Source organism: Nocardioides pacificus, assembly GCF_054775955.1.
In genome coordinates this window covers 436,285-452,986 of record NZ_BAAHCI010000014.1, presented here as the reverse complement: position 1 = coordinate 452,986, position 16,702 = coordinate 436,285, and the positions used below count along the sequence as shown (strand labels likewise).

Here is a 16,702-nt window from a genome sequence, read left to right as displayed (position 1 = left end):
CCCCCCCCCCCGCCGGCCCCGCGCTACGGTTGGCCCATGATCGTGGCTTTCAGCATCTCCCCGTCCGTGGCTGACGAGTCAGGCGGCGTCAGCGAGGCGGTCGCGGCGGCGGTGCGCGTCGTACGCGACTCGGGCCTGCCCCACGAGACCAACGCGATGTTCACCAACATCGAGGGGGAGTGGGATGAGGTCATGGACGTCGTGAAGCGCGCGGTCGAGGTCGTCGCTGCGGTCTCGCCACGCGTCTCGCTTGTTCTCAAGGCCGACATCCGCCCGGGTTTCCAGGGACAGCTCTCCGCCAAGGTCGAGCGGGTCGAGCGTCTCCTGGGTTCTCAGTGAGCAGCAGTCGCCTGCTCCCACTGATGCTGTCGGGGTTGATGGCTCTGACGCTGCTGGGCGCGGTGCTGTCGGTGCCCCTCGTCGTCGGGGAGCTGCGGGGGTCTGCCGCGTCTTCTCGCGCTGTCGACCTCGCCGAGGTTGTGGCGGTCGAGGACCTCGACGCATTGCACACCAGCGGCGATGTCGACTACGAACAGACGCCTCCCCTGGGTGGGGAGCACGCCCCTGTGTGGTGGGAGTGCGGCAGGTACGACGAGCCGGTCGTGGACGAGATGGCGGTCCACTCCCTCGAGCACGGGACGGTATGGATCACCTACGACGAGGGTCTGTCAGGTGCGGATGTCGACGACTTGGAGGCGATCCTGCCGGCGGAGGGCATCCTGTCGCCGTACCCCGGGCTCGAGACGCCGGTGGTGGTCTCCGTCTGGGGGCGGCAGTTGGCCCTCACCGGGGCGGACGATCCTCGGCTTGGGCTCTTCATCGAGACCTTCGGCGATGGCGGTACGGCGCCCGAGCCGTTCGCGGACTGTGCCGGCGGAGTGAGCGACCCCGACGACGCGCCGGACGATGGGCCGCCTGCGGGGCGTCCGGGCATCGACAGCCAGACGGTGGGAGCATTCCAGTCATGATCTCCGAGACGATCACGTGCTCCACCGGCGGCCGCGAACGCGTCCTCGACATCACGCGAGAGTGCGCTGACTTCGCGCGCGATCGGGGCGACGGGCTCCTCCATGTCTTCGTCCCGCACGCCACCGCGGGTCTGGCGATCCTGGAGACCGGATCGGGCAGCGATGACGACCTTCTCGCCGCCCTGCAGGATCTGCTGCCGGCCGACGACCGGTGGCGCCACCGCCACGGGAGCCCGGGCCATGGTCGCTCGCACGTGATGCCGGCATTGGTCCCGCCCTATGCGACCGTTCCGGTGCTGGGCGGCTCACTGGCACTGGGGACCTGGCAGAGCATCTGTCTGGTGGACCTCAACGTGGACAACGCGACGCGTGAGGTTCGACTCTCCCTCCTGGAGGGGTGAGCGATGTCCGCGGTCATCCGGGACGCCCGGCGCGAAGATCGGCCGACGGCCCTCGCCGTCGTGCGGTCCGCCTTCGGTGACGAGGGCGCCGAGGTCGGGGGCTTGGTCGAGGCGCTGTGGGCCTCCGGACGCGTCCGGGCTGAGCTGGTGGCCGAGGTGGACGGTCTCGTCGTCGGTCATGTGATGCTCAGTGACTCGTGGGTGGACGCTCGCGAACGTCTGGTGCCGGTGCTCGTGCTGGCTCCGTTGGCGATCTCGCCGGAGCGCCAGCGTGAGGGATGCGGGGCGCGGCTGGTCGAGGCCGCTGCCCAACGTGCCGAGGAGCTGGGAGCACCCGCCGTCTTCCTGGAGGGAGACCCCGGCTACTACGGACGACTCGGCTTCGAGCGGGGGAGTGCCCACGGGTTCGTGCGTCCGTCGGTGCGCATCCCCGACGCCGCGTTCCAGGTCCGACGGCTGTCCGGCCATCAGCCGCGGCTGACGGGGGCCCTCGTCTACTGCGAGCCCTTCTGGGCGCAGGACTGCGTCGGCCTGCGCGACCCTCTGCTCGCCGAGCTGGAGCGTCGGTTCGCCTGAGCCCAGGGTCGAACAGGTGTTCGAGGGCGGGGTAGGATCCGGTCATGCCCAGGTACGTCGCTCCACCCGGATGGCCCGCCCAGGTCCGGCCGCCGGACGCCCCCGACTGGGAGCGCACGGCGGCCGACTGGTTGCTCGACGTGTGCCCGCCGGAATACCGCGGCCACCCGACCTTGCGCCGTCACGTGGTCGTGCTCGCCCGGTTCGCGACCCTGCACGTCGAGGCGAGCCAGGCGGCTGTGCGCCGTGGTCTCAGCGAGGCCCGCGCCTCCCTGCGCGACGTCGCCTCTCCCGATGTCGTGGAGGCGGCGGTGCAGACCTGGCAGGTCGAGGAGGCCCGCCTCCTCGGCGTACGGCGTGCGGTCGGCCTGGTGGAGGAGGCGCTTCGGGGGAGACGCTTCGTCGCCCGGCTGTAGGCCCGGGTTGTAGCGTGCGGGGCGTGCATGAGTTCTCGAGTGTGATCCTGGTCGATCCGCGTGGCTGGCTGCTGCTGCAGGAGCGGGACTCCCATCCGGTGATCGACCCGGACAAGTGGGGCCTCCCCGGCGGCCATCTCGACGAGGGGGAGGACCCGGAGGCCTGCGCCTACCGCGAGCTCGAGGAGGAGACCGGCGTCCGACTGGAGTCGGGGCTGGGCTGGTGGCGCGACGTGGAGGTGTTCCACGAGGCCTATGACTCGCATGATGTGTGCCACGTGTTCCTGGGTGCGACCACGCTCACCGACGACGACATCGTCTGTGGTGAGGGGCGGCGCATCGTGTTCGTGGAGCCGTCGGCTGCGCTCTCCCTGGACCTGACGGCTGCCGCGGCGATCGTGCTCCCGATGCTCGTCGGGACCGATCTGCACGACCAGCTGACCGTGGCGGCCGGGCGGCCCGTTCCGGGCCCAGGTGATGGCACGGGTGACGGCGCGGCCGTCGACACGGCTGGCAACCCCACCGACGACTGAGCCCTCGTTGTCGGTCCCCGATAGACTCGTCCTTCGGCCCGCGCGTCTGTGGGTCGGCACAGCCAACTGGGAGGACACGCGCTGATGGGCTACCTGGAGTCGATCTCGACCCCGAGGGACCTGCGTGGTCTCAACGACTCCGAGCTGGACGCGCTGGCGAGCGAGATCCGCGACTTCCTCGTCGCGACCTGCTCACGCACCGGCGGACACCTCGGCCCCAACCTCGGGGTGGTCGAGCTGACGATGGCGATCCACCGGGTCTTCGACTCTCCACGCGATCGCGTCGTCCTCGACACCGGGCACCAGTCCTACGTCCACAAGCTGCTGACGGGGCGGGCGGCCGGTTTCGACCGGCTGCGCCAGGAGGGCGGCATCAGCGGCTACCCTAGCCAGGGCGAGTCCGACCACGACATCGTCGAGAACTCCCACGCCTCCACCGCGCTGAGCTATGCCGACGGGCTGGCCAAGGCCTACGCGATCCGTGGGGAGGACCGCCACGTCGTGGCCGTGATCGGCGACGGCGCGCTCACCGGCGGCATGGCCTGGGAGGCGCTCAACAACATCGCCATCGCCCAGAGCAGCCGTCTGGTCATCGTCGTCAACGACAACGGTCGCTCCTACACGCCCACGATCGGCGGCCTGGCCACCGCTCTCACGGCGCTGCGCACCAACCCCCGCTACGAGCAGGTCCTCGACCAGGTCAAGCGGCGGCTCAACGCCGTCCCCGGCGTCGGCCCCGCGGCGTACGACGCCCTGCACGCGATGAAGAAGGGCCTCAAGGACGCGATCGCGCCGCAGGGGCTCTTCGAGGACCTCGGCCTGAAGTACGTCGGACCCGTCGACGGCCACGACCGCGACGCGATGGAGCAGGTGCTCACTCAGGCCAAGCGCTACGGCGGGCCCGTGATCGTGCACGCGCTGACCCGCAAGGGCTTCGGGTACGACGCGGCGGAGCGCCACGAGGCGGACCAGTTCCACGCGCCCGGTCCCTTCGACGTGGACACCGGGGAGGAGACGCCGAAGGGGCGGATCTGGACCGACGTCTTCGCCGACGAGATCGTGCACATCGGCCACCGCCGCACCGACGTGGTCGCGCTGACCGCGGCGATGATGCACCCGGTCGGCCTGCACCACTTCGAGGCGCACTTCCCCGAGCGGACGTTCGACGTCGGCATCGCCGAGCAGCACGCCACGACCTCGGCGGCCGGCCTGGCGATGGGCGGGCTGCACCCGGTCTTCGCGGTCTACGCGACGTTCCTCAACCGGGCGTTCGACCAGGTCCTGATGGACGTGGCGCTGCACAAGTGCGGCGTCACCTTCGTGCTGGACCGCTCGGGCGTCACCGGCGACGACGGTGCCAGCCACAACGGCATGTGGGACATGTCGATGCTGCAGGTGGTGCCGGGCCTGCAGCTCGCCGCGCCGCGTGACGCCACGCGACTCCGCGAACTGCTCAACGAGGCCGTCGAGGTCGACGACGCGCCGACCGTGGTCCGCTTCCCCAAGGGACCGCCGCCGGACGACATCGACGCCGTGGGCAAGGCCGGCGGCGCCGACGTGCTCGTCCGCAACGGCCCTAAGGACGTGCTCGTGGTGGCCGTGGGATCCATGTGCACCACGGCGGTCGACGTCGCGGAGCGGCTGATCGCCCAGGGCATCGGAGTCACGGTCGTCGACCCGCGGTGGGTCAAGCCCGTCGACCCGGCGATCATCGAGCTCGCCCGCGAGCACCGGCTCGTGGTCAGCGTCGAGGACAACGGCCGGGTGGGCGGCTGCGGTGCGGTCCTGCTGCAGACGCTCAACGACGCCGGCGTGCACACGCCGTTCCGCCTGCACGGCATCCCCCAGGAGTTCCTGGACCACGCCAAGCGCGCCGCGATCCTCGAGCGGATCGGTCTCACCGCGCAGACCATCGCGCGCGGCATCGTCGAGGACATGACCGCCCTCTCCGAGGGCGGGGCTCTGGTCGACGCGGACCGTCCGGTCTAGCCGCCACCCCCCGTCCCCGGCGGCACAGCGGGCCCCGGCCGTGACGGCTCGGGGCCTGCGTCGTTGATCCGGCATGCCCTGGTGCGCGTCGCGACTCCTCCGCTGCGTGCTCGCGCTGGCCGTGGTCCTGGGCGTGTTCCTGGGAGGGGCCGGCTGCGCCGTCTTCGACGACGAGGTCCCCGAGTCCGACGACCACACCGCGCAGGTCGTCGAGGGCATCGAGGCAGCGCTGGGTCGGCGCGACCGAGCCGTGCGCCGCGAGAACGTGCAGGCGTTCCTGGCCGGTGTCCTGGAGGGGGACCCTGCTCTGGAGCGCCGCCAGCGCCGCTACTTCGCCAACCTCGGGCAGCTGCCGCTCACGGCCTTCCGCCACACGCTCGTGCCCGACTCGCTCGTGGAGCAGCAGGGCGGCGAGGTGCAGGTCGACGTCCGGCTGCGGATGCAGCTCGACGGGTACGACGCGGTGCCCGTCGTCGAGACCCGTCGCCTGCGCTTCGTCCCCGATCCGCAGGTGGACGGCAGCTGGCTGATCAGCTCCGACGGCGACCGCCGCTGGCAGCGGCGTCAGCACGTCGCGGGACAGCCCTGGGACCTGGGCAGGGTGGTGGTCCGCGAGCAGGGCGGGGTCCTCGGCGTCTTCGACGAGGACAGCGTCGAGCACGCGGACTCGATCCTGGCCTCCGTCGACGCCGCCCGCTCCGAGGTGGCGCGGGTGGTGCCGTCGGAGTGGGCCGGCCGGGTGGTGGTCTACGCCCTGTCCACGACCGAGGTGCTGGGGCGGCTCCGGGGACTTCCGGGAGGCGACCCGGACCGGCTCGACGCCGTCGCGTTCCCGGTCCCGGCGGGCGGCGCCGGGCGCACCGCGGCGTACCGGTTCATGCTGCATCCGCGGATGCTGACGCGCTCCGGGGCCCCACGCGACCGATTGATCCGTCACGAGCTCACCCACGTCGCCCTGGGCGACCAGGACGACGACGTCCCCACCTGGCTGTCGGAGGGGGTGGCCGAGTGGGTCTCGGTCCTGCCCCTGGCGCGCGAGGACCGCACGATCTCCCGCGAGGCGCTGGAGGCCGCGCGTCGGGGGATCGACGACCTGCCCGGCGACGACACGTTCAACGGCGCCCAGTCGGGGGCCAACTACGGCATCTCCTGGTGGGCCTGCCAGCACCTGGTCGACACGTTCGGCGAGGACGTGCTGTGGGGCCTGCTCGACGCGTACGCCGCCGCTGAGGCCCCGCAGCAGGACGGCGTGCTCGAGGACCAGCTCGGCCTGCAGGAGACCGAGCTGGCCCGTCGGGCGGGGGAGCGGATCGTCGCGACGTTCGGCTGAGCGTGCGCGCCGTCAGGAGCTCGTGGGGATGGACATCAACACATCAGCCGGCAGACCGTCCACCGCGACCTCGCAGTCACCGCTCTGCAGGTCGCAGCGCAGCAGCTCCGGCTGTGGGTCCGAGTTCGAGCGGAAGGCGATCGCCGCATAGGTCTCGTCATCGAGCCAGTGGTAGCCGACGAGGAACGAGTAGCCCTGGTTGTCGAAGGGGAGGCGACGGCCGGTGGCGGTCTCCACGATGACGTTCTCGTCCGATACCTCCGAGAACAGATGAGCGCCGTCCGGAGAGATCCGGGCGTTCCAGATCTCGACGCCCACGCCGTCGATCAGGCTGCGCCCCACCCGCTGCTGCGGCTCCTCCTCGTCCATCCCGGTCCCCGTGTCGCGGCCGTCGCTGACGTCGTAGGCGAACACGCCGTCCTCCACGTCGTAGACGTCGACGAGCTCGCCAGGCACGGTCTCCAGGACCGTGGTCTCGCCGCTGGCGGGCTCCCAGGCGATCGGGCCGCGGTCGTCATGGACGTAGACGGTGTCGCCGTCGATCGCATCGACCGCGACGGTCGCCCCCCGTTCACCGTCCCCGGGCTGACCTTGAGCGGGCAGCCGGTGGATCTCGCCAGACCCCTGGTCGAGGACGGTGAAGGTGGCGGCGCCGGCGCTGGTGTCCAGCCAGGCGGCCAGGTCGTCCCCGCCGAAGAGCTCGACGCCCTCGCCTCCGCTCTGGCCCACGCGCGTCGGAGCGCCGCCGGTGCTGGACCAGACCTGACCGGGCTCGTCGCTGAACACGACCCCGTGATCGGTCGTGGCCAGCGTGAAGACATCGCGCTCGGCCTCGATCTTCTGCGGGCCCGCGTGGATCGTCGATCCCAGCGAGTAGACGACCTGGCCCTCGGCGAACGTGGCCGCCGGGGCGATGCCGCGCGTGGACGGGCCGTCGCCCCCCAGGGTCATGGGCGCGATCGCCGCGAGCGCCAGCCCGGCGACGACACCGCCGCCGACCCAGGCCGTACGGCGTCGGGTGACGCGGCGCTCACCCGCACGGATGATCGCCGCCACGTTCGGGGGAGCCGTGTCGAGGCTCTCGGCGCGCTCGTGCATCACGTCGTTCAGCAGTCCGGTCATCGGGTCACCACCAGGTCGTCGAGGGAGAGGTCGGCGTCGTCGCCGAGCCGGTCACGGAGCTTGGTGAGCCCGGCCGAGACCTGGCTCTTCACGGTGCCGACGGCGCAGCCCATGGCAGCGGCCGTCTGGGCCTCGGTGAGGTCCTCGTAGTAGCGCAGCACGATGGCGGCGCGCTGACGCACCGGCAGCTCCTGCAGCGCGGTCCACAGCCACTCGTGGCGCGCCACCGCGTCGGCGTGGCCGGACGAGGGCTGCCCCACGAGCGGCTCCGGGAGGTCGGCTGTCGGCCGCTCGCCGTACCAGCCCTTGCGCCGGAACCAGCCGATGGCGGTCGTCGTGATCGCCTTGCGGGTGTAGGCCTCGACGGCGCCGGTGTCACGCAGCCGCGGCCACGCGACGTACGTCTTGGTCAGCGCCTCCTGGACCAGGTCCTGGGCGAGCTGGACGTCGCCGACGAGCAGGTACGCCGCGCGGTTCAGCGCCGTCGAGCGGGCGGCGACGAACTCGGCGAACGCCGCAGGATCCCTGCGAGCCATGGATCACCTCTTCCGTGGGGCCGCTCCGTGGTGGACCGGCTCACCCACCCAGACGCGATCAGGTGAGGAGAAGGTTCGCTCAGTCGGGAGTCTGCGTCGACTCGTGCCGGGTCTCCTCGGGGTTCTCCGTCCGGTCGTCGGACTCCTCGAGGATCGCCTGGGCCTGTCCGATGGCGTCGTCGCTGCCGGCGGCGACCTCCTCGGGGAGCAGGTCGGAGCGGCTCTCGATGCGGGCTTCGTCGGGGGACTCGGTCATGGGGCAAACCTACAGGCGCACCTGACGGAGGCAGTGTCCGGAAATGCCGAGTCGACGCACCCTGGCGAGAGGATGCGCCGACTCGGTGATTCTACGTCACGCGTTCACGCCGGCTCAGCGGCCTGGGCGTGCGCTGGCGTGCGACTCAGTGGAAGCGCTTGCCGTTGACCTGCTCGCTGGCTCCGCTGCGGTCGAGCAGCATGGTGAGGCCGCCGTTCCAGAACGAGAAGCCGGCACCGGTGATCATCGCCAGGTCGAGGTCCTGCGGAGCCGCGACGACGCCCTCCTCGAGCATCAGGCGGGCCTCCTCGGCGAGCCCGGCCAGCGCCTTCGCGCGGATCTCGTCGGCGGTGAGGACGACCGGGTTCTCCGGCTTCTCCAGCAGCGCCTCGACCTCGGGGTCGACGTTGCCGTCGGCGCCGTAGAACGAGCCCTTGCGCGCCTCGACGACCCGCTTCAGCGAGGGGGAGACATAGAACCGGTCGGGGAACGCGCCGGCCAGCGTCTCGTTGTTGTGCAGAGCGATGGCCGGACCGACCAGCGAGAGCAGCACGAACGGCGGCATCGGGGCGACGCCGGCGAAGGCCCGGTCGGCGACCTGCAGGGGCGTGCCGGCGTCGACGGCCTTGGCCACCTCGCCCAGGAAGCGGCCGAGCAGCCGGTTGACGATGAACGACGGGCTGTCCTTGACCAGGATCGTGGTCTTCTTCAGCGCCTTGCCGGTGGCGAACGCCGTGGCCAGGGTCGCGTCGTCGGTCTGCTCGCCCTTGACGATCTCGAGCAGCGGCATAACGGCGACCGGGTTGAAGAAGTGGAAGCCGACGACCCGCTCGGGGTGCGCCAGGTCCGCGGCCATCTCGGTGATCGACAGCGACGACGTGTTGGTCGCGAGCACGCACTCGGGGGAGACGGACTTCTCGAGGTCGGCGAAGACCGCCTTCTTGACGCCCATCTCCTCGAAGACGGCCTCGATCACGAAGTCGGCGTCGGACATGGCGGCGGCCTTGTCGGCCTCGCTGGCGGCACCGGTGACCAGGGCCTTGAAGCGGTTGGCCTTGTCCTGGTTCATCCGGCCCTTGGCGAGCAGCTTGTCGATCTCGGCGTGCACATAGCCGACGCCCTTGTCGACGCGCTCCTGGTCGAGGTCGGTGAGGACCACGGGCACCTGGAGGCGGCGGACGAACAGCAGCGCGAGCTGGCTGGCCATCAGGCCGGCGCCGACGATGCCGACCTTGGTGACCTTGCGGGCCAGGGCCTTGTCCGGCGCGCCGGCGGGGCGCTTGGCGCGCTTCTGCACCAGGTCGAAGGAGTAGAGGCTGGCGGCCGTCTCGGGCGCCCGGGACATCGCCTCCAGCGCCTCGTCCTCGGCGGCGAAGCCCTCGTCGCGCGACGCCGTCTTGGCGGCGGCGATCAGGTCGAGGGCGCGGTACGCCGCGGGGGAGGCGCCACCGGTCTTGGCGTCGGCGATCGAGCGGCCCTTGGCGACGGCCGCGTCCCAGGCCTCGCCCCGGTCGATCTCGGGGCGCTCCACGACGGTCGTGCCGGAGAGCACGTCGGCGGCCCAGAGCAGGGACTGCTCGAGGAAGTCGGCACCCTCGAAGACCGCGTCGGCGAGGCCGAGCTCGAAGGCCTGCTGACCGCCGAGGACCTTGCCGTTGTTGAGCGGGTTCTCGATGATCAGCTTGACGGCCTTCTCGGGGCCGACGAGGTTGGGCACCAGGTAGGCGCCGCCCCAGCCGGGGACCAGGCCGAGCATGACCTCGGGGAGACCCAGCGCCGGAGCCGTCTTGACGACCGTGCGGTAGTCGCAGTGCAGGGCGACCTCGAGGCCGCCGCCGAGCGCGAGGCCGTTGACGAAGCCGAACGACGGCTTGCCGCCGTCGCGCAGCCGGCGGAAGACCGCGTGGCCGAGCTCCGCGACGACGCGCACGGCGTCGGGGCCCTGGCCGGCGATCGAGGTGAGGTCGGCGCCGGCAGCGAGAATGAAGGGCTTGCCGGTCACGCCGATCGCGGTGATCGCCGGCTCGGACAGCGCGGCCTCGATGGCCTCGCTCAGCGCGATCAGCGAGCGGGGCCCGAAGGTGTTGGGCCGGGTGTGGTCGTGGCCGTTGTCGAGCGTGATCAGGCCGAGGACGCCGGCGCCGCCGGGCAGGGTGACGGGGCGCAGGAGGGCCTGGGTGACGACCTCGTCGTCGGAGGAGATCGCGGCGGCGCGCTCGAGAAGCGTGGTCAGTTCGGTCATCAGGCGACCTCTCCTTCGGTGGTCGTGGCAGTCGTCGTACCAGCCGTGGCGCCGGTCCAGTGTGGGTTCTCCCAGATCACGGTGCCGCCCATGCCGATGCCGATGCACATGGTGGTGAGGCCGTAGCGGACCTCGGGGCGCTCCTCGAACTGGCGGGCCAGCTGCGTCATCAGCCGCACGCCAGAGGAGGCCAGCGGGTGGCCCATGGCGATCGCGCCGCCGTAGGGGTTCACGCGGGCGTCGTCGTCGGCGATGCCGAAGTGCTCCAGGAAGGCCAGCACCTGGACGGCGAAGGCCTCGTTGACCTCGAAGGCCTGGATGTCGTCGATGGTGAGTCCGGCCTGCTTGAGGGCCTTCTCCGTCGAGGGGATCGGTCCGGCGCCCATCACCTCGGGCTCGACACCGACGAACGAGTAGGACACCAGCCGCATCTTGATCGGCAGGCCCAGCTCGCGGGCGGTCTCCTCCTCGGCGAGCAGGCACGCGGTGGCGCCGTCGTTGATGCCCGCGGCATTGCCGGCGGTGACGTTGCCGTGCGAGCGGAACGGCGTCTTCAGCGCGCCCAGCGTCTCCATCGTGGTGCCGGGACGCATCGGCTCGTCGGTGGTCGCGAGACCCCAGCCGAGCTCGGCCGAGCGGGTGGCGACGGGGACCAGGTCAGGCTGGATCTTGTTGTCCACGTAGGCCGCCGCGGTCTTGTCCTGCGAGCGGACCGCGTAGGCGTCGACGCGCTCCTTGGTGATCGTGGGGTAGCGGTCGTGCAGGTTCTCGGCCGTCTTGCCCATCACCAGGGCGTCGGGGTTCACGACGCCCTCGGAGATGATCCGCGGGTTGGGGTCGACGCCCTCGCCCATCGGGTGGCGACCCATGTGCTCGACACCGCCGGCGATGGCGACGTCGTAGGAGCCGAAGGCGATGCCGCCGGCCACCGAGGTGACCGCGGTCATGGCGCCGGCGCACATCCGGTCGATCGCGTAGCCGGGCACCGAGTTGGGCAGGCCGGAGAGCAGCGCCGCGGTGCGGCCGATGGTCAGGCCCTGGTCGCCGATCTGGGTGGTCGCGGCGATCGCGACCTCGTCCACCCGCTCGGCCGGGAGCGAGGGGTTGCGACGCATGAGGTCGCGGATGCACTTGATCACCAGGTCGTCGGCGCGGGTCTCGGCGTACTGGCCCTTGGCCTTGCCGAAGGGGGTGCGCACGCCGTCGACGAAGACGACCTCTCGCAGCTGTCGGGGCACGAAGTCTCCTCGGAGGGTGTGTGGCTGGGATGGGCGCGCGGACGGCGGGCGTCGCGCTCCCGGGGATAGGTTACCTCCCGGTAACAACGCAGTCGCCCCCAGCAGCGGGGTCGGCGTGTGGGTGTGGTCACGCTAGGGCGCGACGCTGCCGACGGGGGCCGAGGGGAATATCGTGGCTGCCGTGCGCGCTGGGCCAGCGCGGAGCGACGTATCGCGTGGCCGGTCGTCACTGGCGACACCGCCACCATCTAGGAGGAGCAGTGACCGAGGGATCCAGGTTGGTCCACATCGTCGACGACGTGCCGGAGCTCACCGCGGCACTCGCCGAGGCGAAGGCGAACGGCCCGGCGGGTGGCGACCTCGTGATGGTCCACGCGCTCGAGGGCTTCCTCGACGCGGGCTCGGCAGCGGCGCGCGCCGCGACGTACCTCGAGGACCTCGGGGACGGGCCGGTCGTGGCCACCTTCGACGTCGACGCGTTCTACGACTACCGCGCGCGGCGCCCGCCGATGACGTTCGCGCGCGACCACTACACCGACTTCCAGGCGCCCCGGCTGACCGTGCGGCTGCTGCGCGACAGCGCCGGCACGCCGTACCTGCTGCTGCGCGGGCCGGAGCCCGACAACCGCTGGGAGGCCTTCAACCGCGCGGTGCGCGAGGTCGTCGAGCGCTTCGAGGTACGACGTGTGGTCGGCATGGGCGCGGTGCCGATGGCGGTCCCGCACACCCGGCCGATCGCGATCACCCACCACGCCAACCGAGCGGCGCTGCTCACCGGTGAGAGCCCGTGGCGCGGTGAGCTGCGGGTGCCGGCCAGTGCGCAGGCGCTGCTCGAGGTGCGCCTCGGTGAGTGGGGGCACGACGCGCTGGGCTACGTCGCCCACGTGCCGCACTACCTCGCCCAGCTCGACTACCCCCGGGCGGCGGTGTCGCTGCTCGAGGAGGTCGAGCGCGGTGCCCGCCTCACCATCGACCTCACGGCGCTGCGCGCCGAGGCCGAGGAGCGCGAGGTCGAGATCGCGCGCTACCTCTCCACCCACGACGACGTGAACGAGGTGGTGCTGGGCCTGGAGCGTCAGTACGACGCGTTCCAGCGCGCCGAGGAGAGCGGCAGCAGCCTGCTCGCCGGTGACGAGCCGCTGCCCACCGGTGAGGAGATCGGTCACCAGTTCGAGCAGTTCCTCGCCGGGCTTGACGGGCCGGACGCCGAACCCCGCTGACCCTGCGCCACCCCCGTCCCGCCCGAAGCTGAGAGGAACCGCTGTGCCCGGCACCATCGAGGAGCTCGTCGACCTGTTCGATATCGAGGACATCGACACGAACCTGTTCCGGGGGCGCCAGCCGGACACCCAGCTGCAGCGCGTCTTCGGAGGTCAGGTGGCCGCCCAGGCGCTCATCGCGGCGGCGCGGACGACGGACGCGGCGTACTCGCCGCACTCGCTGCACTCCTACTTCCTGCTGCCCGGTGACACGGCCGTGCCGATCATCTACGACGTCGAGGCGATCCGGGACGGTCGCACGTTCGCGACCCGGCGGGTCGTCGCGCGCCAGCACGGGCGCCCGATCTTCTTCCTCACCGCCAACTTCCAGCGCCCCGAGGAGGGCTTCGAGCACCAGGACCTGATGCCGCAGGTCCCGCCGCCGGACGAGGCGATCGGACTGAGCGCCATCTTCGCCTCGCGCTCCGACGAGGCGGCTGCCGAGTGGGACCGCGAGTGGTCGGCGCTCGACGTGCGCCACCTCGGCACGTCGACCCGGGGGCTGGCGGAGGACCCGATGCGCCCCGCGCGCGCCCAGCTGTGGATCAAGACCGGCGGGAAGCTCTCCGACGACCCGCTGCTGCACCTGGCGGCGTTCACCTACGCCAGCGACATGACGCTGATCGGCGCGACGATGGTGCCGCACGGCGTGCAGGTCGGCAGCCCGGGCATGCAGGTCGCCTCGCTCGACCACACGATCTGGTTCCACCGGCCGTTCCGCGCCGACGAGTGGTGGCTCTACGACCAGAGCTCGCCCTCGGCCTCCGGCGGTCGCGGGCTCGCCCTGGCCCGCGTCTTCACCGCCGACGGCAGCCTCGTCGCCACGGTCGCCCAGGAGGGGCTGATCCGGCAGCGGTGATAGCCCTTGTCGTTTTCCCCGGTCGACCGGGGAACGCTGATGTTGTCGGCCGAAGCTTCGCCCGACAACGTCAGTGATTGACGGCGTGCACTACCACTGGCGCCCCAGAGGCTCCTCCTGCCCCGGCTGTCTCGTGCTCGCGCGAGGGTGCCGAGACGGGCCGCGCCGTACAGCGGGCATCGGGTGAGGTCTGTGCCCCTGACGTGCACAGCCGGCCTCATCGTGGGTCGTACGGCGCGCGGTCGCGCCGACTCGGGTGTGGGGTGGGTGACTCGCAGGTAACTGGAGGTTCTCGTTCACCTGGTGGGTGAGGATCTCCAGTTACCCGCGAGTCGGGCTCCGCGTTCTAGCGGCCCGTCGTACCAGGCCTCGCCTGACGGGTTAAGCCCTGCTGGGCGCGGTCGGCGGCGTCGTCGGGCACGCGAGTGGACGCTGGACCTGCTCCGGTGTGCACTTGCGCCGACTCGGCCGTCGTACGGGGTGCGCTTGCGCCGACTCGGCCGTCGTACGGGGTGCGCTTGCGCCGACTCGGCCGTCGTACGGTGTGCGCTTGCGCCGACTCGGGCCTCGGGCGGCGTGCAGTCGTGCGCCCGACAGAGAGCCTCTGCGACGCTTGGGGGCGCGCCACTCCCAGCGGTCCGCACGGTCGCACTCCTGCCGGGTCGCTGCGACTCGGTCAGGCGGGAGCGGTGCGGCCTACCAGGTGCGGGGCGCCGTTCTTGGGGTTGGAGAGGCTGAAGGCGTAGCCGTCGTCGGTCGGGCGGGAGCCGAAGGCGACGGTGCCGGGGAGCAGGATCGGCTTCTTGAAGGCCACCTCGACGCGGACGGCGTCGGGGAGCCGGTTCTCAAGGGCGGCCACGCAGCGGGCCTTGCTCCACATGCCGTGCGCGATCTGGCGGGGGAAGCCGAGGGCGCGGGCGGTGAGCGGGTAGAGGTGGATCGGGTTGTGGTCGCCGGAGACTGCGGCGTAGCGCCGGCCGAGGTCGCCGGGCAGCCGCCAGCGGGTGCCGGTGGGAGGCACGTCCTCCAGGCTCAGCCCAGCGGCGGCCGACGGGTCGCCCTTGCCGCGGCGCAGATAGGTCGACGTGCTCTCCCAGACCAGCTCGTCGTCGGCGCTGCGGACCTCGGTGAGGAAGTCGATCACGGTGCCCTTGGCGTGACCCCGGGGTGCACCGACCCGGGTGGTGACGGCCAGGGTCTCGCCGACGTGTACCCGGCGGTGGGAGACCAGCGAGTTCTCCAGGTGCACGGTGCCGATGGCGGGGTAGGGGAACGCCGGCTCGGTCATGATCGCCATGTGCAACGGGAACGCCAGCAGGTGCGGGTAGGTCAGCGGCACGACGTCCTTGACCGGGAAGCCGCAGACGGCGGCGTAGGCGTCGGCGTGCTCGCGCGCCACCTTCACCGCAGGGCGGGTGAAGGTCAGGCCCTCGGCCGCGGACGACGCGTCCTTGCGGATGCCGGGGAGCTGGCCGACGATGGGAAGCGCCGGCAGCGCGGCCTTGAGCAGGACGCCGAGGCCGCCGGGCTCGCCCTCGACGACCCGAGGGGCCGGGGCGGAGGAGCCGCTCATCACGCCCCCAGCATCATCTGGCCGCACACCCGGACGACGTTGCCGTTGACGGCGGTCGAGGCGGGGTTGGCATACCAGGCGATGGTCTCGGCGACGTCGATCGGGAGCCCGCCCTGACTCATCGAGTTGAGCCGCTGGCCGACCTCGCGGGTGGCGAAGGGCACCGCCGCGGTCATCTTGGTGACGATGAACCCGGGCGCCACCGCGTTGACGGTGATCCCGTCGCCCAGGTCGGGGGCCAGGGCGTCGACGAGCCCGATCACGCCGGCCTTGGAGGCGGCGTAGTTGGTCTGTCCGTTGTTGCCCGCGATGCCGGCGATCGAGGCCACGCCGATGATCCGGCCGTTGGCGTTGACCAGGCCCTGGTCGAGGAGCTCGCGCGAGATCCGCTCGGGGGCGGTGAGGTTGACCGAGATCACCGACGTCCACCGGTCGCCCTTGCTGTCCGGCATCATGTTGGCCAGTCGGCGGTCGCGGGTGATGCCCGCGTTGTGGACGACGATGTCGACGCCGCCGTGCTTGGTCTTCACGTGCTGGGCGATGCGCTGAGGGGCGTCCTTGGCGGTGATGTCGAGGACCAGGCTGTCGCCGTCGAGCTCGCGCATCAGGCCCTGCAGCTCGCTGGCGGCCTGGGGGACGTCGATGCCGAGCACCGTCGCTCCGTCGCGGTGCAGGACCCGGGCGATCTGCTCGCCGATGCCGCGGCTGGCGCCGGTGACGATCGCGATCTTGCCGGTGAGCGGCCGGTCCCAGTCGGTGACCTCCTCGGCGGGCGTGGTGGCGCCCGTGGTCCCGATCCGGATCACCTGGCCGGAGACGTAGGCCGACTTGGGGGAGAGCAGGAAGGCCAGCGTCGACGTGACGGCACGCTCGGCGCCCGGGGCGACGTACACGAGCTGGGAGGTGCCGCCTCGCCCCACCTCCTTGCCGAGCGAGCGGGTGAAGCCCTCCAGGGCGCGCTGGGCCACGCGCTCCTCGCTGCTGGCGGCCAGGGAGGGGTCGGTGCCGATGACGACCAGGCGGGCGCTGCCCTCGAGGCTGCGCATGAGCGGCGCGAAGAAGTCGCGCAGCCCGACCAGGGCGTCAGAGCTGGTGATGCCGGTCGCGTCGAAGACGAGCCCCTTGTAGCGGCTCGCCGGGTCGGCCTCGGTCACCGTGTCGATGTCGAGGCCGCCGAGGAGGTCGGGCAACGAGTCGGCGAGGCGGCCGCTCCCGCCCACCACGACGACGCCCTCCACCAGCGGCGACCCCTCGGTCCAGCGGTCGAGCGCCACCGGGTTGGGCAGGCCGAGGTTCTTGACCAGAAGCTTGCCGATGGGGGACTGGACGAAGCCCTGGTAACGGTCGCTCATGCGCGGGTCCTCCTGCGTGTCGGGGCGTGTGACTGTCATGTAACTAGAGGTG

At 71.6% G+C, this 16,702-nt stretch carries 17 protein-coding genes; 10 read left to right on the top strand and 7 right to left on the bottom strand.

The window, feature by feature from the left end; genetic code table 11:
• Window positions 1-36: 36 nt before the first annotated feature.
• From ACYU7L_RS18580 to ACYU7L_RS18545, 8 genes are all read left to right on the top strand, one after another.
• Window positions 37-339 carry a thiamine-binding protein gene (locus ACYU7L_RS18580; protein WP_460799830.1) on the top strand — a complete coding sequence of 101 codons (303 nt, stop codon included), beginning with the start codon at window positions 37-39 and terminating at the stop codon, window positions 337-339.
• Window positions 336-968: a DUF3105 domain-containing protein gene (locus ACYU7L_RS18575; protein ID WP_460799828.1), complete on the top strand. Its 633-nt coding sequence runs from the start codon at window positions 336-338 to the stop codon at window positions 966-968. The genes ACYU7L_RS18580 and ACYU7L_RS18575 overlap by 4 nt, the downstream gene beginning before the upstream one ends.
• On the top strand, window positions 965-1,369 hold the full coding sequence (locus tag ACYU7L_RS18570) for a secondary thiamine-phosphate synthase enzyme YjbQ (protein WP_460799824.1): 405 nt from the start codon (window positions 965-967) through the stop codon (window positions 1,367-1,369). The genes ACYU7L_RS18575 and ACYU7L_RS18570 overlap by 4 nt, the downstream gene beginning before the upstream one ends.
• A gap of 3 nt (window positions 1,370-1,372) precedes the next feature.
• Window positions 1,373-1,945: a GNAT family N-acetyltransferase gene (locus tag ACYU7L_RS18565; RefSeq protein WP_460799820.1), complete on the top strand. Its 573-nt coding sequence runs from the start codon at window positions 1,373-1,375 to the stop codon at window positions 1,943-1,945.
• A 44-nt stretch (window positions 1,946-1,989) separates the two neighbouring features.
• The gene (locus ACYU7L_RS18560; protein WP_460799817.1) at window positions 1,990-2,361 is read left to right on the top strand and encodes a hypothetical protein; all 372 of its coding nucleotides are present in this window, start codon (window positions 1,990-1,992) and stop codon (window positions 2,359-2,361) included.
• Window positions 2,362-2,384: 23 nt separating this feature from the next.
• On the top strand, window positions 2,385-2,894 hold the full coding sequence (locus ACYU7L_RS18555; RefSeq protein WP_460799814.1) for an NUDIX domain-containing protein: 510 nt from the start codon (window positions 2,385-2,387) through the stop codon (window positions 2,892-2,894).
• A gap of 84 nt (window positions 2,895-2,978) precedes the next feature.
• Complete coding sequence (dxs, locus tag ACYU7L_RS18550; protein WP_460799810.1) at window positions 2,979-4,883, top strand: 1-deoxy-D-xylulose-5-phosphate synthase; 1,905 nt, start codon at window positions 2,979-2,981, stop codon at window positions 4,881-4,883.
• 73 nt (window positions 4,884-4,956) lie between these two features.
• Window positions 4,957-6,213, top strand: a complete 1,257-nt coding sequence (locus ACYU7L_RS18545) for a gluzincin family metallopeptidase (RefSeq protein ID WP_460799807.1) — start codon at window positions 4,957-4,959, stop codon at window positions 6,211-6,213.
• Between the two features lie 12 nt (window positions 6,214-6,225).
• Here the strand turns inward: ACYU7L_RS18545 and ACYU7L_RS18540 are convergent, their stop codons facing one another.
• The 5 genes from ACYU7L_RS18540 to ACYU7L_RS18520 form a co-directional block, all read right to left on the bottom strand.
• Window positions 6,226-7,335: a hypothetical protein gene (locus ACYU7L_RS18540; RefSeq protein WP_460799805.1), complete on the bottom strand. Its 1,110-nt coding sequence runs from the start codon at window positions 7,333-7,335 to the stop codon at window positions 6,226-6,228.
• Entirely contained in the window at window positions 7,332-7,871 is a 540-nt protein-coding gene (locus ACYU7L_RS18535) for a SigE family RNA polymerase sigma factor (protein WP_460799802.1), read from the bottom strand. The genes ACYU7L_RS18540 and ACYU7L_RS18535 overlap by 4 nt, the downstream gene beginning before the upstream one ends.
• A 79-nt stretch (window positions 7,872-7,950) precedes the next feature.
• Window positions 7,951-8,127, bottom strand: a complete 177-nt coding sequence (locus ACYU7L_RS18530) for a hypothetical protein (protein ID WP_460799800.1) — start codon at window positions 8,125-8,127, stop codon at window positions 7,951-7,953.
• 145 nt (window positions 8,128-8,272) lie between these two features.
• Window positions 8,273-10,369 (bottom strand): 3-hydroxyacyl-CoA dehydrogenase NAD-binding domain-containing protein, encoded by a 2,097-nt coding sequence (locus ACYU7L_RS18525; RefSeq protein ID WP_460799798.1) that lies wholly within the window; start codon window positions 10,367-10,369, stop codon window positions 8,273-8,275.
• Window positions 10,369-11,607, bottom strand: a complete 1,239-nt coding sequence (locus ACYU7L_RS18520; RefSeq protein WP_460799796.1) for a thiolase family protein — start codon at window positions 11,605-11,607, stop codon at window positions 10,369-10,371. Before ACYU7L_RS18520 ends, ACYU7L_RS18525 begins: the two co-directional genes overlap by 1 nt.
• A gap of 260 nt (window positions 11,608-11,867) precedes the next feature.
• Between ACYU7L_RS18520 and ACYU7L_RS18515 the strand changes: the two genes are divergently transcribed.
• Window positions 11,868-12,827, top strand: coding sequence for a PAC2 family protein (locus ACYU7L_RS18515; RefSeq protein ID WP_460799793.1), 960 nt, complete (start codon window positions 11,868-11,870; stop codon window positions 12,825-12,827).
• A 43-nt stretch (window positions 12,828-12,870) separates the two neighbouring features.
• Complete coding sequence (locus tag ACYU7L_RS18510; protein ID WP_460799790.1) at window positions 12,871-13,725, top strand: acyl-CoA thioesterase; 855 nt, start codon at window positions 12,871-12,873, stop codon at window positions 13,723-13,725.
• A gap of 676 nt (window positions 13,726-14,401) precedes the next feature.
• On the opposite strand, the gene ACYU7L_RS18505 is transcribed toward ACYU7L_RS18510, so the two are convergent.
• A complete protein-coding gene (locus tag ACYU7L_RS18505; protein ID WP_460799788.1) occupies window positions 14,402-15,298 on the bottom strand; it encodes a MaoC/PaaZ C-terminal domain-containing protein in 897 nt (298 codons plus the stop codon).
• Complete coding sequence (locus ACYU7L_RS18500; protein ID WP_460799786.1) at window positions 15,298-16,650, bottom strand: 3-oxoacyl-ACP reductase; 1,353 nt, start codon at window positions 16,648-16,650, stop codon at window positions 15,298-15,300. Before ACYU7L_RS18500 ends, ACYU7L_RS18505 begins: the two co-directional genes overlap by 1 nt.
• Window positions 16,651-16,702: the final 52 nt, after the last annotated feature.